This window comes from Streptomyces sp. UC4497 (assembly GCF_054871485.1).
The window spans coordinates 51843-78232 of the sequence record NZ_JBTYHB010000012.1 but is presented as its reverse complement, the minus strand read 5'-3'; the positions used below and the strand labels follow the sequence as shown (position 1 = coordinate 78232).

The 26390-nt window shown below is 69.3% G+C and carries 29 protein-coding genes and 1 tRNA gene; 13 read left to right on the top strand and 17 right to left on the bottom strand.

Annotation, left to right across the window (positions count from 1 at the left end; translation table 11 throughout):
- Window positions 1–146 precede the first annotated feature (146 nt).
- Together ACYSUO_RS18865 and ACYSUO_RS18860 are read left to right on the top strand one after the other, a co-directional pair.
- On the top strand, window positions 147–521 hold the full coding sequence (locus ACYSUO_RS18865; protein ID WP_461777300.1) for a peptidase inhibitor family I36 protein: 375 nt from the start codon (window positions 147–149) through the stop codon (window positions 519–521).
- A 102-nt stretch (window positions 522–623) separates the two neighbouring features.
- Window positions 624–935 (top strand): small hydrophobic protein, encoded by a 312-nt coding sequence (locus tag ACYSUO_RS18860; protein ID WP_461777299.1) that lies wholly within the window; start codon window positions 624–626, stop codon window positions 933–935.
- Between the two features lie 97 nt (window positions 936–1032).
- Here the strand turns inward: ACYSUO_RS18860 and aceE are convergent, their stop codons facing one another.
- The gene (gene aceE, locus ACYSUO_RS18855; RefSeq protein ID WP_461777298.1) at window positions 1033–3780 is read right to left on the bottom strand and encodes a pyruvate dehydrogenase (acetyl-transferring), homodimeric type; all 2748 of its coding nucleotides are present in this window, start codon (window positions 3778–3780) and stop codon (window positions 1033–1035) included.
- A gap of 443 nt (window positions 3781–4223) precedes the next feature.
- Between aceE and ACYSUO_RS18850 the strand changes: the two genes are divergently transcribed.
- The 6 genes from ACYSUO_RS18850 to ACYSUO_RS18825 all read left to right on the top strand — a co-directional run bounded on the left by ACYSUO_RS18850 (window position 4224) and on the right by ACYSUO_RS18825 (window position 8835).
- Complete coding sequence (locus ACYSUO_RS18850; RefSeq protein WP_266720038.1) at window positions 4224–4655, top strand: DUF3052 domain-containing protein; 432 nt, start codon at window positions 4224–4226, stop codon at window positions 4653–4655.
- Window positions 4656–4825: 170 nt separating this feature from the next.
- Complete coding sequence (locus ACYSUO_RS18845; protein WP_266720040.1) at window positions 4826–5284, top strand: peroxiredoxin; 459 nt, start codon at window positions 4826–4828, stop codon at window positions 5282–5284.
- A gap of 132 nt (window positions 5285–5416) precedes the next feature.
- The gene (locus tag ACYSUO_RS18840) at window positions 5417–5992 is read left to right on the top strand and encodes a TerD family protein (protein WP_461777297.1); all 576 of its coding nucleotides are present in this window, start codon (window positions 5417–5419) and stop codon (window positions 5990–5992) included.
- A gap of 104 nt (window positions 5993–6096) precedes the next feature.
- Window positions 6097–6672 carry a TerD family protein gene (locus ACYSUO_RS18835; RefSeq protein WP_461777296.1) on the top strand — a complete coding sequence of 192 codons (576 nt, stop codon included), beginning with the start codon at window positions 6097–6099 and terminating at the stop codon, window positions 6670–6672.
- 160 nt (window positions 6673–6832) lie between these two features.
- Window positions 6833–7978: a DUF475 domain-containing protein gene (locus ACYSUO_RS18830; protein ID WP_461777295.1), complete on the top strand. Its 1146-nt coding sequence runs from the start codon at window positions 6833–6835 to the stop codon at window positions 7976–7978.
- A 113-nt stretch (window positions 7979–8091) separates the two neighbouring features.
- Entirely contained in the window at window positions 8092–8835 is a 744-nt protein-coding gene (locus ACYSUO_RS18825) for a TerD family protein (RefSeq protein ID WP_461777294.1), read from the top strand.
- Here the strand turns inward: ACYSUO_RS18825 and ACYSUO_RS18820 are convergent.
- Window positions 8822–9664 carry a TerD family protein gene (locus ACYSUO_RS18820; protein ID WP_461777293.1) on the bottom strand — a complete coding sequence of 281 codons (843 nt, stop codon included), beginning with the start codon at window positions 9662–9664 and terminating at the stop codon, window positions 8822–8824. The genes ACYSUO_RS18825 and ACYSUO_RS18820 overlap by 14 nt on opposite strands.
- A gap of 220 nt (window positions 9665–9884) precedes the next feature.
- Between ACYSUO_RS18820 and ACYSUO_RS18815 the strand changes: the two genes are divergently transcribed.
- From ACYSUO_RS18815 to ACYSUO_RS18805, 3 genes are all read left to right on the top strand, one after another.
- Window positions 9885–11057: an HpcH/HpaI aldolase/citrate lyase family protein gene (locus ACYSUO_RS18815; RefSeq protein ID WP_461777292.1), complete on the top strand. Its 1173-nt coding sequence runs from the start codon at window positions 9885–9887 to the stop codon at window positions 11055–11057.
- A gap of 83 nt (window positions 11058–11140) precedes the next feature.
- The gene (locus ACYSUO_RS18810; RefSeq protein WP_461777454.1) at window positions 11141–13537 is read left to right on the top strand and encodes a phosphoribosyltransferase; all 2397 of its coding nucleotides are present in this window, start codon (window positions 11141–11143) and stop codon (window positions 13535–13537) included.
- The gene (locus tag ACYSUO_RS18805) at window positions 13534–14340 is read left to right on the top strand and encodes an HAD family hydrolase (protein WP_461777291.1); all 807 of its coding nucleotides are present in this window, start codon (window positions 13534–13536) and stop codon (window positions 14338–14340) included. The genes ACYSUO_RS18810 and ACYSUO_RS18805 overlap by 4 nt, the downstream gene beginning before the upstream one ends.
- Window positions 14341–14730: 390 nt before the next feature.
- Here the strand turns inward: ACYSUO_RS18805 and ACYSUO_RS18800 are convergent, their stop codons facing one another.
- The 4 genes from ACYSUO_RS18800 to ACYSUO_RS18785 all read right to left on the bottom strand — a co-directional run bounded on the left by ACYSUO_RS18800 (window position 14731) and on the right by ACYSUO_RS18785 (window position 17858).
- A complete protein-coding gene (locus tag ACYSUO_RS18800) occupies window positions 14731–14955 on the bottom strand; it encodes an FmdB family zinc ribbon protein (RefSeq protein ID WP_461777290.1) in 225 nt (74 codons plus the stop codon).
- A 15-nt stretch (window positions 14956–14970) separates the two neighbouring features.
- Window positions 14971–15489, bottom strand: coding sequence for a DUF4383 domain-containing protein (locus ACYSUO_RS18795; protein WP_461777289.1), 519 nt, complete (start codon window positions 15487–15489; stop codon window positions 14971–14973).
- A 104-nt stretch (window positions 15490–15593) separates the two neighbouring features.
- The gene (locus ACYSUO_RS18790) at window positions 15594–17000 is read right to left on the bottom strand and encodes a hypothetical protein (protein WP_461777288.1); all 1407 of its coding nucleotides are present in this window, start codon (window positions 16998–17000) and stop codon (window positions 15594–15596) included.
- A 78-nt stretch (window positions 17001–17078) separates the two neighbouring features.
- Entirely contained in the window at window positions 17079–17858 is a 780-nt protein-coding gene (locus tag ACYSUO_RS18785) for a DUF4097 family beta strand repeat-containing protein (RefSeq protein ID WP_461777287.1), read from the bottom strand.
- Between the two features lie 214 nt (window positions 17859–18072).
- Here ACYSUO_RS18785 and ACYSUO_RS18780 point away from each other — a divergent pair.
- Both ACYSUO_RS18780 and ACYSUO_RS18775 read left to right on the top strand, forming a co-directional pair.
- Window positions 18073–18144, top strand: a tRNA-Val gene (locus ACYSUO_RS18780).
- Between the two features lie 602 nt (window positions 18145–18746).
- Window positions 18747–18977, top strand: coding sequence for a helix-turn-helix domain-containing protein (locus ACYSUO_RS18775; RefSeq protein ID WP_461777286.1), 231 nt, complete (start codon window positions 18747–18749; stop codon window positions 18975–18977).
- A 486-nt stretch (window positions 18978–19463) separates the two neighbouring features.
- On the opposite strand, the gene ACYSUO_RS18770 is transcribed toward ACYSUO_RS18775, so the two are convergent.
- The 11 genes from ACYSUO_RS18770 to ACYSUO_RS18720 form a co-directional block, all read right to left on the bottom strand.
- A complete protein-coding gene (locus ACYSUO_RS18770) occupies window positions 19464–19799 on the bottom strand; it encodes a hypothetical protein (protein WP_461777285.1) in 336 nt (111 codons plus the stop codon).
- Window positions 19796–20251, bottom strand: coding sequence for a hypothetical protein (locus ACYSUO_RS18765; RefSeq protein WP_461777284.1), 456 nt, complete (start codon window positions 20249–20251; stop codon window positions 19796–19798). Before ACYSUO_RS18765 ends, ACYSUO_RS18770 begins: the two co-directional genes overlap by 4 nt.
- Before the next feature lie 87 nt (window positions 20252–20338).
- Window positions 20339–21175: a helix-turn-helix domain-containing protein gene (locus ACYSUO_RS18760; protein WP_461777283.1), complete on the bottom strand. Its 837-nt coding sequence runs from the start codon at window positions 21173–21175 to the stop codon at window positions 20339–20341.
- Between the two features lie 16 nt (window positions 21176–21191).
- The gene (locus ACYSUO_RS18755; protein WP_461777282.1) at window positions 21192–21920 is read right to left on the bottom strand and encodes a DUF6879 family protein; all 729 of its coding nucleotides are present in this window, start codon (window positions 21918–21920) and stop codon (window positions 21192–21194) included.
- A gap of 118 nt (window positions 21921–22038) precedes the next feature.
- Window positions 22039–22722: a collagen-like protein gene (locus ACYSUO_RS18750; protein WP_461777281.1), complete on the bottom strand. Its 684-nt coding sequence runs from the start codon at window positions 22720–22722 to the stop codon at window positions 22039–22041.
- Window positions 22719–23051, bottom strand: coding sequence for a hypothetical protein (locus ACYSUO_RS18745; protein WP_461777280.1), 333 nt, complete (start codon window positions 23049–23051; stop codon window positions 22719–22721). The genes ACYSUO_RS18750 and ACYSUO_RS18745 overlap by 4 nt, the downstream gene beginning before the upstream one ends.
- A 45-nt stretch (window positions 23052–23096) precedes the next feature.
- Window positions 23097–23324 (bottom strand): holin, encoded by a 228-nt coding sequence (locus ACYSUO_RS18740; RefSeq protein ID WP_461777279.1) that lies wholly within the window; start codon window positions 23322–23324, stop codon window positions 23097–23099.
- A 2-nt stretch (window positions 23325–23326) separates the two neighbouring features.
- On the bottom strand, window positions 23327–23557 hold the full coding sequence (locus tag ACYSUO_RS18735; protein ID WP_461777278.1) for a hypothetical protein: 231 nt from the start codon (window positions 23555–23557) through the stop codon (window positions 23327–23329).
- Window positions 23558–23564: 7 nt separating this feature from the next.
- The gene (locus ACYSUO_RS18730; RefSeq protein WP_461777277.1) at window positions 23565–24353 is read right to left on the bottom strand and encodes a peptidoglycan recognition protein family protein; all 789 of its coding nucleotides are present in this window, start codon (window positions 24351–24353) and stop codon (window positions 23565–23567) included.
- 62 nt (window positions 24354–24415) lie between these two features.
- Window positions 24416–24754 carry a hypothetical protein gene (locus tag ACYSUO_RS18725; protein ID WP_461777276.1) on the bottom strand — a complete coding sequence of 113 codons (339 nt, stop codon included), beginning with the start codon at window positions 24752–24754 and terminating at the stop codon, window positions 24416–24418.
- A 13-nt stretch (window positions 24755–24767) separates the two neighbouring features.
- Window positions 24768–26390, bottom strand: a complete 1623-nt coding sequence (locus ACYSUO_RS18720) for a right-handed parallel beta-helix repeat-containing protein (RefSeq protein ID WP_461777275.1) — start codon at window positions 26388–26390, stop codon at window positions 24768–24770.

Genomic DNA, 26390 nt, shown 5'->3' with positions numbered 1-26390 from the left:
GCCCCCGGGAACGATCCGGGGGCTTTCGCTTATCAGGGTGACGTCCCTCGGCAACCCTTCCCGGAACCAGAGCTTCCGGGCCAAAGTGTCTGGCAGACGATCAGTCGCGAACGCAACTGGTCGACACGACACGGGGGTTGAAGCACATGCGTACATTCATGACCACGGCTGCCGCCGCTACCGCGCTCGCCGCGGTGGCGCTCACTCCGGGCCTCGCCACCGCGGCGGCGCCACCGACCATGGGCGACTGCTCGGCGGGGGAGCTGTGTCTGTGGGGAAAGAGCGGGTTCAAGGGGGCACGGCACGCCTATGAACTGGCCGATATCGACATCGAGAGCTGCATCGCGCTGCCGGAGGGGAGCAGCGCGGCGTCCCTCGCCAATCGGACCGGCCGTCCCGTCACCACCTATCAATCCGCGGTGTGCGCGGAGACCGGCGAGTTCCAGACGTACCCGGGCAGCGGGACGTGGGAGCCCGAATCCCCTTACCGGGCACGGGCGTTCAAGGTCTGGGAGCAATAGGGTTCCGGCAGGGACAGTGGAGTACGCGCGCGATAGACCGCGGTAAGTGGGGTACCCGAAGCATCGCCCGAGTCCGGAAGAACCGGAAGAACTCAGGGAGTGATGATGGCGGGCTTCGGACACACCACGCGCAAGCACCCCCGCTCACGTGGCCGCACATGGTCACGGACCGGGCCGGACCGCGCGTCGCTCGGAATCATCGGCCTCATCTGCGCGATCGCCGGCTTCTTCACCCTGGGGATCGTGCTCGGACCGGTCGCCGTCGTCTGCGGTTGGCTGGCCATGGGCCGACGCTGGACCGGCACAGAGTCGGTACCGGCACTCGTCGCGGTCGTGCTCGGCGCGATCGACACCCTCCTCGCGATCGTCTGGCTGGCCTCGGCGGCCGGACCGCTCGCGGGAGGAGCGTTCTGAGCGCGACCCGATAGATGCCGGAGGGCGGCGAGGCCGAAGCTCTCGCCGCCCTTTGCCGGGGCATCGCCCCGGCAGACACCGCTCAGACAGACACCGCTCAGGCGTCGCCCCCGGCCGCGCCGGGATCGGCGGCCGAGACATCCAGCAGCTGGTAGCGGTCGATCGCCTGCTTGAGGACCGAGCGGTCGACCTTGCCCTCGCGCGCCAGCTCCGTGAGCACCCCGACCACCACCGATTGGGCGTCGATGTGGAAGAAGCGACGCGCGGCGCCTCGGGTGTCCGCGAAACCGAAACCGTCCGCACCCAGCGACTGGTACGTGCCGGGCACCCAGCGCGCGATCTGGTCCGGGACGGAGCGCATCCAGTCGGAGACCGCGATGAACGGACCCTGCGCGCCGGACAGCTTCTGCGTCACGTAGGGCGTGCGCTGCTCCTCCTCCGGGTGCAGCAGGTTGTGGCGTTCCACTTCCACCGCCTCGCGGCGCAGTTCGTTCCACGACGTCGCGGACCAGACGTCGGCCCGTACGTTCCAGTCCTGGGCGAGGATCTGCTGCGCCTCGATCGCCCACGGGACGCCGACGCCCGACGCCAGGATCTGGGCGGGGATCGAGCCCGAAGTCCCGGTGCTGATGCGGTGGATGCCCTTGAGGATGCCCTCGACGTCGACATCGGCCGGTTCGGCGGGGTGCTGGATCGGCTCGTTGTAGACGGTGAGGTAGTAGAAGACGTCCTCGCCCGGCTTGCCGTCGGCGGTCGGGCCGTACATCCGGCGCAGGCCGTCCTTGACGATGTGCGCGATCTCGTAGGCGTACGCCGGGTCGTAGGCGACGCAGGCGGGGTTGGTCGAAGCGAGCAGCTGCGAGTGCCCGTCCGCGTGCTGGAGACCCTCGCCGGTCAGCGTCGTGCGGCCGGCGGTCGCACCGAGGACGAAGCCGCGCGCCAGCTGGTCGCCCATCTGCCAGAACTGGTCGCCGGTGCGCTGGAAACCGAACATCGAGTAGAAGACATAGACCGGGATCAGCGGCTCGCCGTGGGTCGCGTAGGCGGATCCGGCGGCGATCAGCGAGGCCGTGCAGCCTGCTTCCGAGATGCCGTCGTGCAGCATCTGGCCGGTGGCCGACTCCTTGTAGGCGAGCAGCAGTTCACGGTCGACGGACTCGTACTGCTGGCCGAGCGGGTTGTAGATCTTCGCGCTCGGGAAGAAGGAGTCCATGCCGAAGGTGCGGTACTCGTCGGGAGCGATCAGCACGAAGCGCTTGCCGATCTCCTTGTCCCGCATCAGGTCCTTGAGCAGCCGGACGAAGGCCATCGTGGTGGCGATCGACTGCTGCCCCGAGCCCTTCTTGACGCCCGCGTACGCCTTGTCGTCCGGGAGCTGAAGGGGCTTCGCGCGCACGACGCGGGTCGGGACGTACCCGTCCAGCGCCTTGCGGCGATCGTGCATGTACTGGATCTCCTCGGAGTCCCGGCCCGGGTGGTAGTACGGCGGGGCGCCGCCCTCCAGCTGCGCGTCGGTGATCGGGATGTGCAGCCGGTCGCGGAAGCCCTTGAGGTCGTCGACCGTCAGCTTCTTCATCTGGTGCGTGGCGTTGCGGCCCTCGAAGTTCGGGCCGAGGGTCCAGCCCTTGACCGTCTGCGCCAGGATGACCGTCGGCTGCCCCTTGTGCTCCCTGGCGGCCGTGAACGCGGCGAAGATCTTCTTGTGGTCGTGACCGCCGCGGCCCAGGTGCTGGATCTCCTTGTCGGTCATGTTCTCGACCATCGCGCGCAGGCGGTGGTCGTCGCCGAAGAAGTGTTCGCGGATGTAGTCGCCGGTCTCCGTGGCGTACGTCTGGAACTGGCCGTCGGGCGTCGTGTTGAGCCTGTTGACCAGGACGCCGTCCCGGTCCCGCGCGAGCAGCGGGTCCCAACTGCGGTCCCAGACCAGCTTGATGACGTTCCAGCCGGCGCCGCGGAACTGGGACTCGAGCTCCTGGATGATCTTGCCGTTGCCGCGCACCGGGCCGTCGAGGCGCTGCAGGTTGCAGTTGACGACGAAGGTGAGGTTGTCGAGGCCCTCACGGGCGGCGATGGAGAGCTGGCCCAGCGACTCGGGCTCGTCCATCTCGCCGTCGCCGAGGAAGGCCCACACCTGCGACTTGGAGGTGTCCGCGATGCCGCGGGCCTCCATGTAGCGGTTCATCCGGGCCTGGAAGATCGCGCCGAGCGGACCGAGACCCATGGAGACGGTGGGGAACTCCCAGAAGTCCGGCATGAGGCGCGGGTGCGGGTACGAGGAAAGGCCGTTGGGCGCCTTCGACTTCTCCTGGCGGAAGCCGTCGAGCTGCTCCTCGCTGAGGCGGTCCAGCAGATAGGCGCGGGCGTAGATGCCCGGAGAGGCGTGGCCCTGGAAGAAGACCTGGTCGCCGCCGTCGCCCTCGTCCTTGCCGCGGAAGAAGTGGTTGAAGCCCACGTCGTACAGGGACGCGGAGGAGGCGAAGGTGGCGATGTGGCCGCCCACGCCGATGCCGGGCCGCTGGGCGCGGGACACCATCACCGCCGCGTTCCACCGCGTCGCGTTCAGGACCTTGCGCTCGATGTCCTCGTTGCCGGGGAAGAACGGCTCGTCCTTGGTGGCGATCGTGTTGATGTAGTCCGTGCTGCGCATCTCGGGCACGGCCACGCGCTTCTCGCGGGCCCGCTCGATCAGCCGGAGCATCAGGTACCGGGCCCGCTCGCGGCCGCGCTCGTCGATTGCGGCGTCAAGAGAGTCGAGCCACTCCTGGGTCTCCTCGGGATCGAAGTCCGGGACCTGGCTGGGAAGACCGCCAATGATGATCGGGTTGCGATCGGATCCGGAAACCACGCTGTTCCTTCACTGTCGGTGATGCCACTGTTCCACTGTCGGGTACGCCGGGTACGCCGCTGTCCATCGTGTACCTCGAATTCGGAATCGTCATCTCTACCGAGAGGTAATTCGAGGTCCGGTCCGCGTCCCACCAGCCGTCGCGCTCAAACCGCCACGATACGCCGATTTCGCTCAGGTGTTCCGTGAAGGGGCGGTCGGCCCCGGTCGCCCTCGGTGCTCGGGCAGTGACGGGCAAAGCTGACAGATCGCTGTGGCATACATCACTGGCCAGCGGGGATCCTTGACAGGAGTTGCGGTGACACGGCCTGGAAAGTCACCGTTTCGGCGGTCTTGACGGCCGGGTACTTGCGCGATCCGTCGCGCACGTGTGGACTACGGCCAACGCTTCGCGCGTACGCGAGGCTGTAGACAACTTCGTAAACACGATCAGGAGGCAATCCGTGAGCGCGACCGCGGACCACGCGGAAACGAACCTTGCCGTAAGGCTTGGTTTCCAGACCGACCAGGTGGTCCAGGAGATCGGCTACGACGACGACGTCGATCAGGAGCTCCGAGAGACCATCGAGGCGGCCATCGGCTCCGAGCTCGTCGACGAGGACTACGACGACGTGGCTGACGCCGTGGTGCTCTGGTTCCGTGATGACGACGGGGACCTTACTGATGCGCTGGTGGACGCCATCGCTTACATGGAGGAGGGCGGGTCCATCCTGCTTCTGACGCCGAAGACCGGCCGCGACGGTTACGTCGAGGCCAGTGAGATCGGCGAGGCCGCCACTACGGCGGGCCTGACCGCGAGCAAGAGCGTCAGCGCGGGTAAGGACTGGACCGCAAGCCGTCTGGCCACACCGAAGGCAGCCGCCAAGAAGCGATAGCAGTCGCGGCGGAACGAGAACCTCGTGAGGGCCCCCGCAGGTGCGCCACAGCGCCCGCGGGGGCCCTCACGCATGGCCGGGCGCCCCCGCACCCACCTGCGCGGCGACGCCCGTACGCGGCCAACTAGGCTGAAGCCACCCGAACAGCCCCACGGAAGGGAAGCTTCACCATGGCGATCGAGGCCGGCACCAAGGCTCCGGAGATCGAGCTCAAGAACCAGCACGGTGAGACCGTGAAGCTCTCGGACTTCCGGGGCGAGAAGAACGTGGTGCTGCTCTTCTACCCGTTCGCCTTCACCGGGGTGTGCACCGGAGAACTGTGCGCGCTGCGTGACGAGTTGCCGAAGTTCGTCAACGACGACGTGCAGCTGCTCGCCGTATCGAACGACTCCCCGTTCTCGCTGCGCGTCTTCGCCGAGCAGGAGGGCCTGGAGTACCCGCTCCTGAGCGACTTCTGGCCGCACGGCGAGGCCTCGCGCGCGTACGGCGTCTTCGACGAGGAGAAGGGCTGCGCGGTGCGCGGCACGTTCATCATCGACAAGGAGGGCGTCGTCCGCTGGACCGTCGTCAACGGCCTGCCGGACGCGCGTGACCTGAACGAGTACGTCAAGGCGATCGACGCCCTGTAGATCGAGCCACCGACGGACGACACCGTGCAGGATCCCTCGCCGGGGCGGGAACCCCTTACTAGGATCCAGACGTTGATCCGATACCAGAGCACTACGGGGGCTCCCCGCCCCTAGAGACCATAGGGAGGATTCGTGGGAGTCAGCCTCAGCAAGGGCGGCAACGTATCGCTGAGCAAGGAGGCCCCTGGCCTCACGGCCGTGGTCGTGGGCCTCGGGTGGGACGTGCGTACCACCACCGGTACGGACTTCGACCTCGACGCCAGCGCCATCCTGACGAACGCCGAGGGCAAGGTCCGCAACGACCAGGACTTCGTGTTCTTCAACAACCTGAAGAGCGCGGACGGCTCGGTCGAGCACACCGGCGACAACACCACCGGTGAGGGCGAGGGCGACGACGAGCAGGTCAAGGTCGACCTCGCCTCGGTTCCGGCCGATGTCGACAAGATCGTGTTCCCGGTGTCGATCTACGACGCCGAGAACCGCCAGCAGTCCTTCGGCCAGGTGCGCAACGCGTTCATCCGCGTCGTGAACCAGGCGGGCGGCGCCGAGATCGCCCGTTACGACCTCTCCGAGGACGCCTCCACCGAGACCGCCATGGTCTTCGGTGAGCTGTACCGCAACGGGGCGGAGTGGAAGTTCCGCGCTGTCGGCCAGGGCTACGCGTCGGGTCTGCGCGGCATCGCGCAGGACTTCGGCGTCAACGTCTGAGCCGAAGCACCGCAGCACGTTCATCCCGTCCGGCGCCGCACCACCAGTGCGGCGCCGGACGCGCTCGACCACAGCACCACCACACCTCGGGGAGGACCACGATCATGGGCGTCACACTCGCCAAGGGGGGCAATGTCTCCCTCTCCAAGGCCGCACCGAACCTCACACAGATCCTGGTCGGGCTCGGATGGGACGCGCGCTCCACCACCGGAGCCGACTTCGACCTCGACGCCAGCGCGCTGCTCTGCAGCGATGGCCGGGTCATGGGTGACGAATGGTTCATCTTCTACAACCAGCTCAAGAGCCCCGACGGCTCGGTCGAGCACACGGGGGACAACCTCACCGGTGAGGGAGACGGCGACGACGAGTCGGTCCTGGTCGACCTCTCGAAGGTCCCGGCCGACTGCGACAAGATCATTTTCCCGGTCTCCATCCATGACGCGGACAACCGCAGCCAGACTTTCGGCCAGGTCAGCAACGCGTTCATCCGCGTCGTGAACCAGGCGGACGGCCAGGAGCTCGCCCGTTATGACCTCTCTGAGGACGCATCCACCGAAACTGCCATGATCTTTGGCGAGGTGTACCGATACGGAGGAGAGTGGAAGTTCCGGGCAGTCGGCCAGGGGTACGCGTCCGGGCTCCGGGGCATCGCTCTAGACTTCGGAGTCAACGTTTCCTAAAGCGTTTTCCTGGTGAGGTTCAAGCTCGGGCGGTTCCGGGGTTTTCCTGCTGGGGGTCCGGGGGTCGTCCCCCGGAAGAATGCAGTGTAAAGCCGTGCACGGAGCGGGGGAGCCCCGTACAACCAGCACGGGGAAACCCGTACACATGATGGGGTAGCCAGTGGTTCTGAAAACCTTCGGCTGGTCGTTCGCGATCACCGTGCTCGGCCTGATCGCCGCGGTATTTTACGGCGGATGGCAGGCCTTCGGGGTCGTCGCGATCCTCGCGATCATGGAGGTCTCGCTCTCCTTCGACAACGCGGTGGTCAACGCCGGAATCCTGAAGAAGATGAATGCCTTCTGGCAGAAGATCTTCCTCACGATCGGCGTGGTCATCGCCGTCTTCGGCATGCGGCTCATCTTCCCCGTCGTGATCGTCGCCATCAGCGCCAAGCTGGGGCCGGTCGAGGCGGTCGACCTCGCGTTCAACCAGCCCGACCGCTACCAGCAACTGGTCACGGACGCGCACCCGTCCATCGCGGCCTTCGGCGGCATGTTCCTGCTGATGATCTTCCTCGACTTCATCTTCGAGGAGCGCGACATCAAGTGGCTGGGCTGGCTCGAGCGCCCGCTGGCCAAGCTCGGCAAGGTCGACATGCTGTCGGTCTGCATCGCCCTGATCGTCCTGCTCGTCGCCTCCCTGACCGTCGCACTCAACGCGCATCAACACGGTGGCGTCCATGTGGACAAGCAGGCGACGGTCCTGCTCGCGGGCGTCGCCGGTCTCGTCACGTACCTCGTCGTGAACGGTCTCTCCAGCTTCTTCGAGCACCGCATCGAGGAAGAGGAGGAGCGTGAGCACGAGGAGGAGGAGCGGGCCAAGCGCGAGGGCAAGCAGCAGTCCGCGGTGCTGCTCGCCGGCAAGGCCGCGTTCTTCATGTTCCTCTACCTCGAGGTCCTGGACGCGTCCTTCTCCTTCGACGGCGTGATCAGCGCATTCGCCATCACCAACGACATCGTGATGATGGCGCTCGGCCTCGGCATCGGCGCCATGTACGTCCGTTCGCTCACGGTCTACCTGGTCCGCCAGGGCACCCTGGACGACTACGTGTACCTGGAGCACGGCGCGCACTACGCGATCGGCGCGCTCGCCGCGATCCTCCTGGTCACCATCCAGTACGAGGTCAGCGAGCTCATCACGGGCCTGGTCGGCGTCTTCCTGATCGCCTGGTCCTTCCTGTCCTCGGTGCGGCGCAACAAGCGGATCGCGGCCGAAGGCGGGGAGTCCGGGAGTTCGGACAAGGCCGAGGTGTCATCCGGAGTCTGACCCACGGGTTTGACCCCTGGGGCATTCCTGGAACGCTGTGAGCGGGGCGGCTGTACGAGGACAAGTCCTCAGCGGCCGCCCCGTCGGCATGGACGGCGGAACTTGGGGGCGGTATGTCCTTCTGGGACAGGCTATGGCGCGGGAACTCCGCACAGTTCGAGTTCGATTCGGGCAGCGCGGCGACCAACTCGATCGAACTCACCAAGCGACATCCGGTCGTCTCGCTCTCCAAACAGGGCGCGGCCACCGGCAACCTGCGGGTCAACCTGTCGTGGCGGATGCGGACTTCGGACATCGGCGGTCCCAAGCGGAACAGCCTGATGCGGCATCCGTTCAGCATGTTCAAGCCCGATGTGGTGCAGGCCCATACCCAGTCGATGGTCAATGTGGACCTCGACCTCGGCTGCCTGTACGAGCTGAAGGACGGCACGAAGGGCGTCGTGCAACCGCTCGGCAGTTTCTTCGGGTCTCTCAACGAGGCGCCGTACGTGAAGCTCAGCGGTGACGACCGGTTCGGCTCGGCGTCCGGTGAGACGCTCTACGTCAATCTCGATCACCGCGACTCCATCAAGCGCCTGCTGCTGTTCGTCTACATCTACGACCAGACGCCGGCGTTCGACCGTACGCATGCCCACGTGACGCTGTACCCGAGCAACGGCCCCAGGATCGAGATCAGCCTCGACGAGCGGGCACCGCAGGCCCGGTCGTGCGCCGTGGTCTCCATCGAGAACGTGAAGGGCGACTTCGTCGTGCGCCGCGAAGTGCGCTTCGTGTACGGGTTCCAGGCCGAGCTCGACCGGCTGTACGGGTGGGGCCTGCAGTGGGGCCGGGGCTACAAGACCGTCACTGGCCGATGAACTGCGGCCCCTGCGGCGGCAGCTTGAAGGCCGGGTCGGGCCACGCCGACACCGGCTGCGGGTACCCGTACGCGGGCGGCTGCTGCTGGGTGGCGGCCGCGGGCGGATAGCCGTACGCGGGAGGCTGCTGGGGCGGCAGCGGGAACGACGTCGCCGAGACCGGCGCCGCCTCGGGCATCGGGCCGGGAGCCGCGAGGGGCGGCGCGGGCTCGGGGGCCGGGGCGGGTGCGAGGAGTTCGGTCACGGGCTCGGAGCCGTCGGCGGCGGCATCGGGTTCGGCGGACTCGTCGACCGAGATGCCGAAGTCCGTGGCGAGGCCCACCAGGCCGTCGGAGTAGCCCTCGCCGACCGCGCGCAGCCGCCAGCCGTCACCGCGCCGGTACAGCTCGCCACAGATCAGCGCGGTCTCCGCACCGGTTTCTGGCTTGATGTCGAAGTACGCGATCGGCTCGGCGCCCTCGGCCCCGGCGTCGTACAGGGACAGCCGCAGCGACCGCACGTTCTCGAAGGGGGTGGCGTCCGGGTCCGTGGAGGCCGTCACGAGGATCCGGGTGATCTCCTCGGAAACGCCCGAGAGGTCCGCCTGGACGGTGTCCGTCATGCCGTCCGCGACGCGCTTCTGGCCGAGCCGCCAGACCTTCCCCGAGGGGTGGCGCGGCTGGTTGTAGAAGACGAAGTCCTCGTCGGAGCGGACCCGGCCGTCCGACGCGAGCAGCAGCGCCGAAGCGTCGACGGCGGACACGCCCTGCCCCGGAGACCAGTGGAGCACGGCGCGCACCGCCGTGGCGTCGAGCGGGACGTTCGCCCCCTTGAGCATCGCGTGCGTCATGCGGTCATACTGCCTCCCCGCTCCTGGCCGGGACAACGCGGGGTGCAAAGATCGACATCTCTGTGCGCAGGCATCGCCCGCCGCGCGCGAGGCCGGAAAACAGCACACGACATGCGCCAGTTACCAGAACTTCATTACGCGCGGGAACCTTTGACACACCCTTGTACGTACTATTACCGGCCACATCATTTCGGGTGGACCGGCAGTGCGGGGGAGTCTTATGCGTCATTTCGGGCACATCGCCCCTGAGGTGCGGGAGCGTCTGTTCCACGAGGAGCCGCGGGACTTCACCGCGGGCTCTCCGCCCCGCATGCTCGCGGCGGCACTCGGAGCGACGCTCTACAGTCCGGCCACCCGCCCCCAGCTCGCGGACGACGTGCTCAAGCAGGCCGGACGCGGTGTCGTCTCCATGGTGCTGTGCCTGGAGGACTCGATACACGACGGCGAGGTGCCGGACGCCGAGGAGAACCTGGTGCGGCAGTTCGCCGAGCTCTCGGGCCGGGCCGCCGAGGGGGCCGAGCCGCCCCTGCTCTTCATCCGCGTACGGTCCCCGGAGCAGATCACCGATCTCGTGGCGCGGCTCGGCAGCTCCGTGGACCTGCTGTCCGGATTCGTGCTGCCCAAGTTCACCGAGGAGCGGGGCGTCCCGTTCCTGGAGGCCGTCACCGCGGCCGAGGCGGCCACCGGACGTCGGCTTTTCGCCATGCCGGTCCTGGAGTCGCCCGACCTGCTGCACCTGGAGACCCGCGGCGAGACCCTCGCCGGCATCGCCCGCACCGTCGACAAGTACCGCGACCGCGTCCTCGCGCTGCGCCTCGGCGTCACCGACTTCTGCTCGGCGTACGGGCTGCGCAGGCCCGCGGACATGACGGCGTACGACGTCCAGATCGTGGCCTCCGTCATCGGCGACGTGGTCAACGTGCTGGGCCGGGCGGACGGCACCGGGTTCACGGTGACCGGGCCCGTCTGGGAGTACTTCCGCCACCAGGAGCGGATGTTCAAGCCGCAGCTGCGCCGCAGCCCCTTCCTGGAGGGGCGGGCCGACGACCTGCGGCAGGCGCTCATCCAGCACGACATGGACGGGCTGCTGCGCGAGATCGAACTGGACCGGGCCAACGGACTGCTCGGCAAGACCTGCATCCACCCCACGCACGTGCTGCCCGTGCACGCGCTCTCCGTCGTCAGCCACGAGGAGTACAGCGACGCCCGCGACATACTGCGGCCCGAGCGGGACGGTGGCGGTGTGCTGCGGTCGGCGTACACGAACAAGATGAACGAGGTGAAGCCGCACCGCGCATGGGCGGAGCGGACGCTGCGGCGCGCGGAGGCATTCGGGGTGGCGCGGGAGGACGTGGGGTTCGTGGAGCTGCTGACGGCCGGGTTGCCGGGATGAGTGACGAGGAGAGTCGGGCTTTCGGGGTGCGTGGATTCGGGGTGCGTGAGTTCGGTGTGCGTGAGGCGAGAGGCAGCGGGAACGTGGTGTGGTCGGGGGAGTGGGTCGCCGAGCGGCTCGGGGTCGAGCTGACAGGTGACCGGGAGCTGCCCGGACTCCTTGGGCTCGCGCTGCGGCGCAACCCCAAGCGCGCGCACCTGTTGGTGTCGAACGTGCTGGGCAAGCACGTTCCGCAGCGACCCTCGGTGGTGTGGGGTGCGGGGCGTGAACTCGGCGTCCGGGTACGGGAACTGCTGGGCGACGACGCGGCGCGCCGCGCGGTCGTCCTCGGCTACGCCGAGACGGCGACGGGACTCGGGCACTCGGTCGCCGACGGTCTGGCCCTCGCGACCTATCTGCACTCCACGCGCAGGCCCGTCGAGGGCGTGGCCCGCGCGGGCGGCTTCGAGGAGTCCCACTCGCACGCCACCTCGCATCTGCTGCTGCCCGAGGACCCGCACCTGCTGGCGGGGGACGGCCCGCTGGTCCTCGTCGACGACGAGTTCTCCACGGGGAACACGGTCCTGAACACCATCCGGGCGCTGCACGAACTGCACGCGCGCGAGCACTACGTCATCGTCGCGCTCGTCGACATGCGCTCGCCGGGCGACCAGGGCCGGCTCGAGGAGTTCGCGCGCGACATAGGCGCGCGCGTCGACCTGGTGGTCGCGGCGCGCGGCACGGTGCAACTGCCGGACGGGGTGCTCGAGAAGGGGCAGGCGCTCGTCGCCGCGCACGAGGGCGGGCAGTTGCCCGCGCCCCGCCGCGAGCGCGCCGAGCTGGTGCGCGTCGACGACCTCGGCTGGCCGCGGGGCCTGCCGGACGGCGGACGGCACGGGTTCACACCGGAGCACCGGGAGCGCCTCGAAGCGGCGCTGCCCGACATGGCCGCGCGCCTCGCGCCGCACCTCGGCGAAGGACGCGTACTCGTCCTCGGCAACGAGGAGTTGATGTACGCGCCGCTGCGCCTCGCCACCGAGCTGGAGGCGGCGGGCGCCGATGTCGCGTACTCCACCACGACCCGCTCGCCCGTCCTCGCCGTCGACGACCCCGGCTACGCGATCCGCAGCCGCCTCGTCTTCCCAGCGCACGACGCGCCGGCCGACGGGCCGGGGGAGCGGTTCGCGTACAACGTCGCGGGGGGCGGCTTCGACACGGTCGTCGTCGTGCTCGACTCGGTGGGCGACACCGCCGAACTGGACGGTCCCGGTGGGCTGTTGGAGCAGGTGGCCGCGCACGCGGCGCGGGTGGTCGTGGCCGTGGTGCCGTCGTACGTTCCTCAGGAAAGGTCCTCCATGCCGTTGCCCGAGCCGCTGCGCGGTCCCGCGTTCTCCTCGTACGAGCCGGACGAGGTGGGGTGGCTGCTCCAGGACCTGTCGGACGTACAGCTGGAGGCGCCGACCGAGGAGCGCGAGGAGGCCATTCAGGGTGGGGGTGCGCACTACGCGGAGTCGCTGCCCGTCGAGTACCAACCCAGCGCGCAGTACCAGGAGTTGTTCCACGCCGCCCTCGAGGCGTCGGCGGGCCGAATAGCCCACGCGGTGGGCGTGGTCACCGAGACGGTGCTCGCCGAGCGGTCGCCGCGACCGGTCCTTGTGTCGCTCGCGCGCGCGGGGACGCCGGTGGGGGTGCTGATGCGGCGCTGGGCGCTGCGGCGGCACGGGCTCGAGCTGCCGCACTACGCGGTGTCGATCGTGCGCGGGCGGGGGATCGACGCGAACGCGCTGCGCTGGCTCGCCGCGCACCACGATCCGGCGGACGTGGTGTTCGTCGACGGGTGGACCGGCAAGGGTGCCATCACGCGGGAACTCGCGGCCGCGGTCGCCGGGTTCGAAGGGTTCGACCCGGAAATCGCCGTGCTCGCCGACCCGGGGTCGTGCGTGCGGACGTACGGGACGCGGGAGGACTTCCTCATCCCCTCGGCCTGCCTCAACTCCACGGTGTCCGGGCTGATTTCGCGGACGGTGCTGCGGTCCGACCTGGTCGGGCCCGACGACTTCCACGGGGCGAAGTTCTACTCCGAGCTGGCCGGTTCGGACGTCTCCGGGCGGTTCCTCGACGCGGTGGAGGAGCGGTTCGCGGAGGTCGCCGACGCGGTCGACGCCGAGGCCAAGGAGTTGCAGGGGGTCGATCGGGCGCCCACGTGGGAAGGGTGGGCGGCCGTCGAGCGGATCAGCGAGGAGTACGGGATCCACGACGTGAACCTGGTGAAGCCCGGGGTCGGGGAGACCACGCGGGTGCTGCTGCGGCGGGTGCCGTGGAAGATCCTGGCGCGGGCGGATGCGGGGGCGGACCTCGACCATGTGCGCTTGCTGGCGGAGCAGCGGGGGGTGCCGGTGGAGTTGGTGGATGAACTGCCTTACACCTGCGTCGGGTTGATCCATCCGAAGTTCACGCGTGGGGCGACGGGGACGGACGGCAAGGCGGTGGCGGCGAAGTGACCACGCCTGTTGTCGTCGCGAGTGACCTCGACCGTACGCTCATCTACTCCGCCGGGGCGCTCGGCCTGACGATGCCCGATGCGCAGGCCCCGCGGCTGCTGTGCGTCGAGGTGTACGAGGGCAGACCCCTGTCCTACGTCACTGAGGATGCCGCCGAGATGCTGGTCGAGCTGGGGCGGCGAGCGGTGTTCGTGCCGACGACCACGCGGACGCGGGAGCAGTATGGGCGGGTGCGGTTGCCGGGGGCGGCGCCGACGTACGCGATCTGTGCGAACGGTGGGCACCTGCTGGTCGACGGGGTGTCGGACCCGGAATGGCGGCGGGCGGTCGGGGAGCGGCTCGACTCGGAGTGTGCGCCGCTCGGGGAGGTGCGGGAGCGGATGGTTGCCGCGGCGGATCCGGCGTGGCTGCTGAAGGAGCGGGTCGCGGAGGATCTGTTCGCGTACCTGGTGGTCGACCGGGCGGCGCTGCCGGAGGGGTGGGTCAAGGAGCTCGGGGAGTGGGCCGACGGGGTCGGGTGGGGTGTGTCGCTTCAGGGGCGGAAGGTGTATGCCGTGCCGAAGCCGTTGACCAAGGGGGCGGCGGTTTCGGAGGTTGCGCGGAGGGTTGGGGCGGGGTTGACGTTGGGGGCGGGGGATTCGTTGCTCGACGCGGATTTGCTGCGTGTGGTGGATCGGGGGTGGCGGCCGGGGCACGGGGAGTTGGCGGATGTGGGGTGGGTGTCGGCCGGGGTCACGGTGCTGGCTGAGCGGGGGGTTGTTGCGGGGGAGGCGGTGTTGCGGGGGTTCCTCGGGTCGCTGTGAGGGGCGCGCGGCACCGGGGTTTTTGAGCTGTGCCGGGGTGGGCGCCTTCGTGATGTGCGGCCTGCACCGGGGCGCCGCCTTGCCCACCCTGCCGCCCAAGGCGGCAGATTGCCCAAGGCGGGTGGGCTCGACCGCCAGGGTGGGAAGCCGTGGTGGGAGGCGGATCGCCTGAGGCGGGGTGGCGTCGGCCGCCATGGGTGGGAAGCCGGGGTTGGCGGCGGATTGCCCAAGGCGGGTGCGGTCGGCCGTGGCGGGTGGGGAGCCGGGCTGGTGGCGGATTGCCCGAGGCGGGGGCGGCGGGGGCGGGTGGTGCCGTGCCATTCGAGCCCCTCCGGCGATTGAGGAGCGGGGTATGGGGCAGCGCCCCAGCCTTGCAAGCCGCAGGCGGGGTCAGCCGCAGCAGCCGCCTCCGCAGCAGCCGCCGCCTCCGCCGGCCCCGGCGCTCGGGGCGGAAGCGGAAGCGGAAGCTGTGCCTGCCACCGATACCGTTGAGAGGAGTTTGGTCGTGTCCTCGTGGCCCTCCGGGCAGGTGGCCGGGGACGCCGACTCGGACATCGGGCGGGACAGTTCGAACGTGGTGGTGCACCTGCGGCAGCGGTACTCGTAGCGTGGCATGCGCCAAGAGTACGGTCAGGCCCGGTCAGTTGGGGTGTGCCTGGCCTGCCAGTACGGGTTGTCGTGCGGCAGCGAGCCGCTGACCCGGCCGTACATGCCGAAGCACATCAGCAGCACGCCGACGACAAAGCTGAACAGCACGTTCTGGATGCGGAACGCCAGGAAGTTGAAGTCGGTGTTCAGCAGGGCCAGGTTCACGAAGCCGCTGAGGATGAACAGGACGCCCAGCACCATGTTGAGCGTCGACGCGAAGTTGCCGCCGATCACCATGCCGACGAAGAGCAGCAGGCCGACGCAGATGGACAGGACGCTCAGCGCGCCGTTCGTGCTGAGGCCCGCGACCGTGTCCCCGCGGGTGTCGAAGAGGCCGATCCTGTCGATGAGCCCGAGGATCCCGAAGGCCAGCAGGACCAGCCCCATCAGGCCCGCGCCAGTGCGGTACACCTTGCTGAGCCGGTGATCGAGTGGCAGATGCTCGTCGAGCGTGACATGGCGTCGGGGACGGGGACCGGGGTGGAGTACGTGCGTGGACATGATCGCCTCGCCTCCTGGCACGCGGCACGTGGCACGTGTGCACCTGACGTACGTACTGACTCACGTACCTCAAGGGTCCGCCCGTCACCCGGCGAACGCCAACCTCAGACGCCGCCGCCCCGGTCCTCCCGGATCTGCGTGACCACGCGGGCCACCGTCCGCCGCACGCCCTCCGTCTCGGTCAGGAAGTGCCAGTAGTCGGGGTGGCGCCCCTCCAGGCCCGCGACGGCGCGGTCCAGGCGGGCCACGGAATCGTCGAGGGGGCGGGCGTGCCGCGGGTCCGGCGTGGAGCGGCCCGCCATCGCGAGGCGCTGCGCGTCCCGGATCGCGAACCGGGTGCGGTCGATCTCCGCCCGCGGATCCTTCGCCACCGCGTTCAACCGCTGCAGGCGCTCGGAGGCCGCCGACACCGACTCGTCCGTCGCGTTCAGCAACGCCCGCACCGTGGACAGCAGCGCCGTCGCGTTCGGCCAGTCCTGGCTCTCGCGGGCCGAACGCGCCTCGGCGAGCTTGGACTCGGCCTGCCGCACGTTCTCCGCGGCCGTGTCCGGCACGGACTGAAGGTCCTGCCAGCACGCGACGGTGAACCGGCGCCGCAGCTCGCTGAGCACCGGCTCGACCTGCCCCGCCCGCGTCTGGAGCGCCTGCGCGCGGGTCCGCAGCGAGACCAGCCTGCGGTCGATCTCGGCCGCCCGCTCGGGCAGCCGCTCGGCCTCCGCCCGCACCCTCTCGGCATCCCGCGCGACCCGCTCCGCCCGCTCCAGCGTCTCCGGTACGCCGTGCTGCCCCGCCCCCTGGTTCAGCCTGGTCAGCTCGGGGCCGAGGGCGGCGAGCCGGGCCGCCAGGTCGTCGGCCTTCAGGCCCGCCTGCCGTACGGAGTCGAGCGCGGTCGTCGCCGCGAGCAGGGACTGCCGGGCGCGCTCCACGGACGGGGCGAGCCGCGCGAGCTGCGTCTCGGCCTTGCCGAGCAGCGGTCCGATGCCCTGCGCGAAGCGGTCCAGGTCCTGCTTGACCTGCGTCAACTGCTGCTTCGCCTGCGTCAGTTGGGCGTGGGCGCGGGAGGCGGCGGACGCCTCCAGGTCGTCCCGGTCCAGGTCGTGCGCGTCGACCGCGGTGATGTACTCCCCGCTGACCTCGTCGATACGGCGGCCGAGCCCCGCGAAGTCGTCGACGGCACGGCGGGCCGCCGGCGAGTCGTCGACCGCGGTGATCGTCTCTATCGAGATCCGCAGGTCCCGCTGGGCGGTGTCCAGCTCGTAGAAGGCGGCGGCCGCATCGTCCTTGGCGGCCTGCGCCTGCGCGCGCTGCGACTCGGCGCGGCCCCCGAACCACCGCCGGGTGCCCCCGGCGTTGAACGCGCCCGTGAGCGTGGCCGCGAGGAGGGGGAGGGGCAGGAGGGTGAGGGTGACGAAGTCCCGGAGCGGGCCGGAGCGGCGGCGCTCCCCGCGAGGGCGTGGATCACGGTCGGGGGACGACGGATGCTGTCGCACGGATGTCGTCGTCGCCGTCACAAACCTCTCCTGTGCTGCCCGTACGGTTCTTAACCGGTGTCCATTCTCCCACCGGTTAAGAACGAATACACGGGCCGGTTAGTTCGCGGTTCGGACCGTGACTTTCCCGTCCTCGGTGCGGGCGGATACCCGGTGGTCACTGTGGGTGTCGCGCGGGACGGAGACATCGACGGCTCCGTCCTGCGTGTCGGTGGTGACGTCGTACGCGGCGGAGCCGGGCAGCCCGAGGGTCAGGCTGCCGTCCTGGGTGGTCGCCTCGACGCGGGCGGGGGCCGTGCGCAGGTCGACCCGGGCATTGCCGTCCTCGCTGTGGACGGTGACCCGGCGGGCGTCGATGCCGGAGGCGTCCAGGGAGCCGTCCTTGCTGTCCAGGCGCAGCGGGCCCGAGGCGTTCTCGACGCGGACCGAGCCGTCGCTCGTCGTGATGTCGAGCCCGTTCCTGAAGTCGCGGGCGTGGACCCTGCCGTCGTCGTTGCGGACGGCCACGGCGACGCCGCGCGGCACCTCGACGCGGTGCCGGACCGAGCAGTCGGCGATCAGGCCGTTGCAGTGCAGGCGCAGGGTGAGCCGGTCCTCGTCGGACTGCCATTTCCACGTCGCCTTCGGCGAGGAGCCGACCACGGTGGAGCCCTGGAACCACCGGGTGACCTTCACCTGGTCGCCGTCGCCGGGGACCAGGTCGAGCTTCGAGTCGTCCGAGTCGACCGTGAGCGTCCTGCCGTGCAGGGCGAAGGAGCGGTGCTGGGGCTTCTCGTCGTCGGAGGAGTCGGCCCCGCACGCGGTCGCGATCGTCGCGACGGCGACCGCGGCTCCGGCGGCGGCCAGGACGCGGACGGTGCGAGGCGAGCGGACTGACATGGTGAACTCCCCGTGTGGAAACCGGTGTTGCGGCACCGGCCCGGTGGTCGGCACTCACGAACGTACGGGGGTGGGGGCCGCCTCCGGGATGTGGACGACCACCGGATTGCGAGGGGGGTTAACCCCCGCAGGCGTCGCGGCCGCCACGGGATTGCGGAGCACCGGCACCGGCAAGGTAGTCTGTCCATTCGTCCTGGCCACACGCCGGGATCACGGGCGCGTAGCTCAGGGGTAGAGCGTCTGCCTTACAAGCAGAATGTCGGCGGTTCGAAACCGTCCGCGCCCACACTGGTAAGTAGCAGGTCAGAGGCCCCTCGGTGGATCACCGGGGGGCCTCTCCTGTGATCGAAGTCCACATAGAGTCCACAACCCCCGGCGATCTTGGTGTTCTGTCACCGGTTCGAGGGATTGATCGACGCACGCCAGTCCGTAAAGTCACTGGGTGACGAGGGCTGGCGCGACTCCCCGCGTGCGCCAGACGCGCGCTCGTCTTCTTCCTGTGATGTCCGGGCGGGGAGGCCCGGCTCGCAGGCCGCGGCCCCTGTCGCTTAGCTCGACGGGGGCCGCGCGACAAACATAAGCGCCCCACCCGGGGTCTCGGGGTGGGGCGTCGTGCTCTGACTGGATCAGAGCGGATGCGTCCCTCTCGACGGACGCGCGTACATCTGAGAGAGACGCAAGGCCCTCACCAGGAGGGCCGCTTTGTGGGCTAGGTGCCTGTCATATGCACCGTGCCGGATGATTGCTCAGGGCATCGACATACGGGGCTTGAATCACTCGAACGTGTGTTGTATTCGCACGGCTCTTGCACGTGTGGCCGATTAATGATCGAAAAATGTACGGTCGACGATACAGACACTCGATCATGATCGGACCAGCGTTGAGCGGGTGCCGCCCGCCCCGCCCACGCCCCGCGTCCTCGCCGCCCGACGCGCCGTCGGCGACCGCATCCGGGCCGCACGCCTCCACGCGAACATGACGCAGGAGACCTTGGCCGAACGCGCCGGCCTCGACCGGCAGGCGATCAACAGGATCGAGCAGGGCCACGCCTCGCCCGTCCTCGACAACTTGATCCGCATCGCCGACGCCCTCGGCGTCCCGCTCCGCGACCTCGTGTAGCCGAGGAGCGTCAGCCCTTCACGGGAACCATGAAGCCGCGTACGGGTCTCTCGCCCGGGCGGGGTGTCGATTGCTGTGCGCGTCTCCAGGCCGCGACCAGGGCCGCGTGCCGAGGGGCTGTCCACTCGGTCATGCATCACCTTCCAAGTTGATGGGCGGCGGCGCGTCCGCCGTCGTGCCGCCGCCCGCCCGCGCACGGGGTCCGGGAGCGCGGGAGCGTGAAGCGGCCGCCCGGCGCACGGGCGCGGGACGGCCGCACATCCCGACACCGGGGATCCGTGGGGTCCGGCGGCGGGGTCTGCGGTCACCTCCGTGCGGTCCACCCGGCCGGGGCGGTCTGCCTCGGTGGTGGGGTGACAGGACACGTGAGATGTCGATCGACGGGCCCGCCTACGCCAGAGGGGCTGAACTTGGCGATGGTGTCGAACTCCTCGCCGGGCAGGATCGGCTCGTCGCATCTGGCGCAGATCCGTCCGCGGTCGGTGGTCATCGGGCCCGCCCTTCCTTGAGCGCTCGCCGTAGCTCGGCGGAGGCCGGGCACAAGCCGCCGTTGTCGACGCACTGCTCGCAGGACGAGGCGTGTTCTATGAGCTGTACGTACACCTGCTCCGCCGAGCACCGCGGGCAGCCGCGCGGGAACCAGTGCCGGCCGGTGTCGTCATCGCGCTCGCCGACGTCGACGCTGTGGCCCATCGCGAGAGCGCTGCTGCACCACACGCAACTGCGCCCGCATCGCTGTGGCTCGGACAGTGTGTTGACGGGCGGTACGGATACGAGGATCGGCTCGGCCGCCGCCGGGACTGGTGCTGTTCTTGGGGTCATCCGAACGCCTCCGCGCGAAGTCGGCCGGCTGCGGGACCGACCGCCGCGGCAAGGTATGTGGGATCCGTGATCACGCCAGAACCGTCCGGGGCGTCGAGCCAGAACCGGCCGCACGCCGGGCGCTGGGACGACGGGCAGTGCAGCGGCCAGTCGTAGGGGTGCACGGTGAGGGGGCGGATGTCGGCGAGGTCGGCGGCGGCGTCCAGTGGGACAAGCCACCACGCGACCTCGAGCCCGGAGTCGATGAGCAGGGGCCCGCGCGCTCGGCTGGGCATGCGCTTGCGTGCCTCCAGCGCGGTAAGGAGCTGGGCCTCGACGGCGAGCCAGTGGGTGCAGTGAATCGGTGCGAGCCCGCCCACCGACCACACCTCGTGCACGAGGCGCTGATGTCCCGAGCATCCGGCGAGCCACACGTCACCGGGTGGGTGAGTTGCGCGAGGTTTTGCGGCCATGACCAGGACGTTAGGGCGATCCGAGAATCATCGGCGGCAGCGATTCTCCGATATTCTCGCGCCCGCGCTCACGATTCCTGGTGATGCTCAGGCCATCTCCAGGTGCGCGCGAGCGCGGGCGATGACCCGGTGAGCGTTGGCCCCGTACACGGCCGACTGTTCAAGGGAGTTCCACACCCGGCGGTACACGCGGACGCTGTCCGTGTCATCAAGCCACAGCTCGGCGTGCCAGTCCTCGACGATCGCGAGCCGGTCGTCGTACAGCCAGAAGCCGTTGGCCGGCGGCACGGCGACTCCGGCGCCGAGCGGCACGATGCCGAGCTTCACTGTGTCGAGGCCCACCGCGCCGATGAGCCTGTCGAGCTGCGCGCCCAGGACGTGCGGTGGGGCGACGCCTGCGTGCAGTGCGGCTTCCCACATGACGATGTGGAAGACCCGGCCGGGCTGGTAGAGCATCTCCTGACGCTTCACCCGGGCCCGGACCGCGTCGTCCAAGTCGCGTGGCGACTGCTGGAGCTCGGCGTACCGGGCGAACACGTGACGGGCGTAGTCGGGGGTCTGGAGCATGCCCACGACCATGGCGCCCTCCCAGGCGCGGAGGATCGTGGACCGCTCGTACTCGACGGTGAGCGCGTCCTGCACCGGCTTGTGGCCGCTGGTCAGCTGGCGGCGCCAGGACCGAATGTGCGACTCGATCCCCTGGAGGCGGGCACCCAACTCCTCGGCCGCCGATGGCTGTTCCACGGCCTGCGCCCACGCCGTGAGGTCTTCCAGGGTGGGCGTCTGGCGTCCTGACTCCAGCTTGGACACCTTCGACTGCGGCCAGCCGAGCCGCTCGGCGAGCGCGCGCTGGGAGACGCCGGCGCGCAGCTCCCGAAGCCGCGCACCCAGCGCCGTCCGCCCTTGTTGGAAGTCGGTGCTCACATGGTGAACGTACCTGTTACACCTGGTCGTACGGGATGGCGTGGTGCCAGGCAGCTTCGCGGGCCTGCGCGTAGCGGAGCACGTCGACCGGGTTCGTGATCAGTTCGACGCTGGTCATCTCGTCATCGTCGTTGTGGTGCAGGAGCGCGACGACGCGGGAGTCGAAGAGCCAGAAGTCCTCGCGGAGGAGGCCGAGTCCGTCGGCGCGGCTGCGGGTGATGACGCGGATGTCCTCGCCGACGGCCGTGTTGCGGCGGGCGTTGTCGAGGAGGTAGCGCTGGCCGACGGTCGGCGGCTCGTCGAGGATCCGCACCCGCTCGAACCGCTTGCCCAGAGCTGACTGTTCGCGCCGCTCGATGCACCATGGGTCGTCGAGGTCCCAGTCGACCCGGCCCTTCGCGAGGAACTGAGCGTACGTGTCCTGCTGCTCGTCGAAGGCGTACCGGCGCCGGGTCTCCAGCCTCCACGCGGAGTGCTTGAAGGTGGTGAACATCCCGTCGAACTCTTCGAAGCTGATCATCTGCGGCACGTGGACAGCCTCCCTCGGAGCGAAGTTGGCGAGCAACTCCCGGGGGACGACGACTGCATCCTCCTCGACAGTGAGGTTCTCCAGTTGGCCGAGCTCGCCCTCGTCGGTGACCTTGTCACCCTGGACGACATAGCGGTCCGTGCCGGGGATCTCGTACAGGGTCGGGCATCCGTTGTTGCCGCTGTTCGTGCCGACTTTCCACAGGCTTCGCGTCATCGTGCGTCCTTTCGTGGTGGGTTGACGCTCGCACCGTAGCCCGCAGGCAGACGCGCGCAAGGGCGCCTTGGGCATGACGAAACGGCCCCCACCGCCCGAAGGCGATGAGGGCCAAGTGTCATACGTACTGGCGTCGCTGCGGATCAAGGCCCACGGCGAGCGGCTCAGTGTCCGACGGTGATGGGGCTGGCTGCTCCGGTGGCGCCGCGCCGACTCGACGGCACACCAGCGCGTCCGGGTCGGCGGCAGGGGCCTGCCACGAGTAGCCGTCCGGGCACTCTGTCGTGCCGTTCGTCCCATCCCTGCCGTCCGCGCCGTCCTGCCCCGCGGGACCGGGTGGACCGGACGGGCCGGGAACCGTCGAGCCGGGGCCCGGCACTGTCGAGTCCGCGCCCGGAACGCCAGGCACACCGGACGCCCCCGGTGCACCCGACGGACCCGGCTCCGGCATAACCGTCGGCGCCGGCTTCCCCGACGCCCCGCGCCGCCCGCGCGGCCCCGGCACGAGCACGGGATCGCCCACCTGCTCCGGAAGGTCGACCGCTCGCGACGGGTCCGGTGCGGCCGGTGTCCCGCCCTCCGCGCGTACCTGCTTCCGCAGGATCCGTACATCCTCGGCGAGCGTCGTCACCGCGTCGCCGCGGCGGGCAGACTCCGCGCCGAGCTGGTCGGCACGGTGCGCCTCCGAGTCGATGCGCAGCCACACCAGGACGACCGCCCCGGAGAGCACGAGGAGGATCGCGGCGAGCATGAGGGAGCGCCACCGGCGGGCGAGGAGGGACTGGGCGTGGCGTCCACTCACGTCGGTTGGCCTCCCAACTCGGCGAGCTGCTCGCGTAGTCGTCGGTTCTCGTGCGTGAGGTCGCCGATCTGGGAGAGCAGTGCAGCTTTCTCGGTGCGCTCACTGGAGAGTTCGGCGTACGCGGCCGCCAACTTCACTTCGTTCTCGGCGAGCTGGGTTCGCAGCTTGTCGCGTTCCTCTTGGAGGTTGTCGACGAGCGTGGAGTAGCCGCCGAACACGGCGCCGGATTGATTGGCCCGGTTGGCTCCGCGCTGGCCGATGATGCCCGCGATGGCCGCGGCGAGCCCGACGACGATTGTTCCGACGGCGCCGAGCGTCGCTGCGTCCACGTAAAGCCCCCTCCATGATTGCTAGTTCGGGGCGGGCTGCTCGGCTCAGGTGTCCGAGCGTGGGGTGTGCGGGGCTGCCCACCCTGCGACCCACGACGCGGCGGCCGGCACGAGGGCGAGGACGAACGGCTCCAGGGCGTCGGGCATGCCGCTGATGAGCGACGGGTCGTCGGTGACGCCGCCGAGGACTGCGAGCCCGGCGAGGCTCGCCAGGTAGGCGAGCGCGGAGCTCGCGGTGACCTTCTTCTCGATGGGTGCGGACGGTGCGGCCATGGTCAGGACTCCTTGGGGAGATCGAGGGCGGCGCGAACGAAGCAGTCCTTCGCCTCCAGCAACTTGCGCAGGCCCGCCGTCAGTTCGGGCCCGTCGGGCAGCTTCTCGACGAGCTTGTAGGCGAGGTTGCAAACGTCGAAACTGACGGACTGAAGAGGCTGCGGGAGGTGCTGGTACTCGAAGTGCCGCATCAGCTGCTGTGTGCCGGGGTGCCGCTGGCTGTAGTCGGTCATGCAGACCTCACTTCTTGGGGAGGGTGAGCTTCAGGCCGGGCGTGATCGCGTCGGCGTCCTCGATGTCGTTGGCCGCGGCGATCTCGCGCCACCGGTTGCCGTCGCCGAGCTTGGTCGCGGCGATGGACCAGAGGGTGTCGCCGCGGGCGACGGTGTACTTGGACGTGCCGCCCGGCGACCAGGACGCCGAGTGCTTGAGCCGCTCGGCGACGCGCTCGCGGATGTCCGACATGGAGACGCCCGGCCCCTTGGGGTCGATCTTTCCGGGCTGCCACTCCTTGTGGCCGATGACCGAGGTGTCGCCGTCCTCGCCCCACCCGTGATGCCGGCAGATCGCCGCACTCACACGGACCGCGGCCTCGACCTGCTCGGCCGGCCAAGGGTCGCGGCCGTTGCCGAGGTTGATGCACTCGAAGCCGTAGAAGCGGGCGTTGCCGTCGGTGTTCGCCTCGTTCGCAGCGGGCAGGGAGCGCTCGGCGATGACGGCGCGCAGCACGTCGTCGTCGCCGGATCCGGCGTGGTTGGCGCGGCCGTAGCCGACGAGGTGCACGACGCCGTCCTTGGCGATGACGCCGTGGCACAACGGGCCGGGCAGCGACGAGTATCCGTCGCGGCAGATCTTCACCGACGAGGAGGTGCCGGACGTCACGGTGTGATGGATCATCACGCCATGCACCGGCCCCCAACTGCCGTGGCCTGCACGGTTGTGGGTGCGCCACGAGCCGACCTCCTGGACGCGAACGCCCTCGGCACGCAGGGCCGCGAGGAACGCGGACGCGGACATGGGTGTCGCCATGGACTCTCCAGAAATGAGAAAGGCCCCGGCCAGCGGGCACGGGGCGTACGAAATGAGCGGGATCAGCCGAAGGCTGGGACCCACTCGACCTGCGTCGACTGCACGGTGGACTCGTCGACCACTGTGGTGACTTGTTTCATCACCAGCGCCTCGAAGACCACGGATGAATCCGGATCGTCGGTGTACTCGATGATCGTGGTCGGATCCGCCCACAGCGCATCGTTAACGGCCTTCTTCCAGTCCAAGGTCTGCCAAGACGCAAGCTGCGTGGCGATCCCGTTGACCGCAGCCGTCTTGGCGCAGTCCTCGGGGGTCGCCGCTCCGTAGATGCCCGTGATGACCTTGCCGGTGTCCGCATACCGCAGGACCACTTCGAACCGTTCGGTGACCGTGGTGCCCATCGCGTGCCCCCTATCAGGTACTTACGTCGGTGGCCGACGTGTTTGGCGAGGTGGGGTCCGTCAGCGCCGCGCCGGTCCATGTCGAGCCGCGCCAGTCGTTGCCGAACCGGTGGATGAAGGTCACGCCCGCGTTGACTCGGAGCCCACCCTTGCCCTCGGGGGCGCTGCCATTCGGGCGGGTCTTGTTCCCGCTGATCGTCACGGACGACGAGTTGCCCGTGATGTTGATGCCCCAGAAGCCATCGTTCGTGTCCCGCGAGGGGCCCTTGATGAAGTTGCCGCGCAGGTGAATGTCGCTGGCGTTCTCGTCGACGAGGATGCCGCCCTTGCCCGGGTAGCAGATCTGGTTGTCGGCGACCGTGGTCTGCGTGCAGTCGACGACGGTGATCCCGTAACCGTGGCCCCACGTGAGCTGGTTCGAGCCGACAGTGACGCGCGAGCAGTCCTCCATCGAGATGGAGGTGTTGCCGATGTTCGCGACGGCGTTGCCGGTGACGGAGGAGCGTTCCACGTACTGCAACCGGATGCCGTTGGCGGTGGTGCCGGTGTTGTCGAAGACGTTGCCGCTGATGGCGACGTTGAGGACCGTGCCGGTGATCTCGCCGCGGGCCTCGATGGCGTCGGCGTAGGTGCCCATGTCGCGGAAGGTGTTGCCGACGACGGACAGATTCCGCATCGGCTGGCTGCCGCCGGTGGGGTTGCCGTTGACGTCCTTCGTGTCCTCGGGCTCCCCGAAGATGACGCTGCGGAGGCGCACGCCGCTGCCGCAGGCCACGAAGGTGTTGCCGGTGACGGTCAAATCCTCGTAGCTGTAGGCGCTGATCGCGTACTGAAGCAGCCCTTCAAAGGAACAGTCGCTGATGCGGATGCGGCGGTGCCAGCGGCCGATCGTCGCCGAGTGCGAGCCCACCCCGCGCGGCCACGCGGTCGTGCCCGCGGTGCCCGAGGCGCCGAAATGACAGCCGGTGACCAGCACGTCCTCGCACGGCGTGTGGTCGTAGGGCCCGAAGCCGCCGAAGACGCCGCTCGATTTGGCGAGGTCGATCTGGATGGCCTCCGAGAAGGTCCTGCCGCCAGGATCGATGTAGCCGCGGAATTTCGCGTTGCGGATCACGCCGTGCGACGTCGAGTTCAGCTCGATGGCGTGATAGCCGGGGACATCGCGAATCTCCAGGTCCTGGATGGTGATGTCGGTGGCGTGCCCGATGCTGATGCACATCGCCGAGCCCGTGAGCCCCGCGGTCGTGCCGCGCATGTTCCACAGGCCGCCCTCGATGACGATCCGGGAGTGGCCGGTGTAGCCGCCGAGGGCCTGCCCGCTGTCGCCGTTGATGATCATCGTTGCGGCGACGTTCCGCCGGAACTCGGCGCCCGCCATCAAGGTCAACCTGGTGTTGCTGTAGATCCGCAGCGTCGTGCCGATCAGGTAGACGCCGGGCGGCACCATCACCTGAGCGCCGCCCATATCCCTCGCGTAGTTGAGCGCGGCCTGGATGCCCGGCGACGCGTCCGTCGAACCCGACGGGTCAGCACCGTAGTTCGTCACCGCCACCCAGGACTTCTGTTGGTTCATGGACTGGAGGCGGCCGGCCGAGATGTCCATGCCGGAGAGCCACTGTTCGACGGGGGTAGCCAA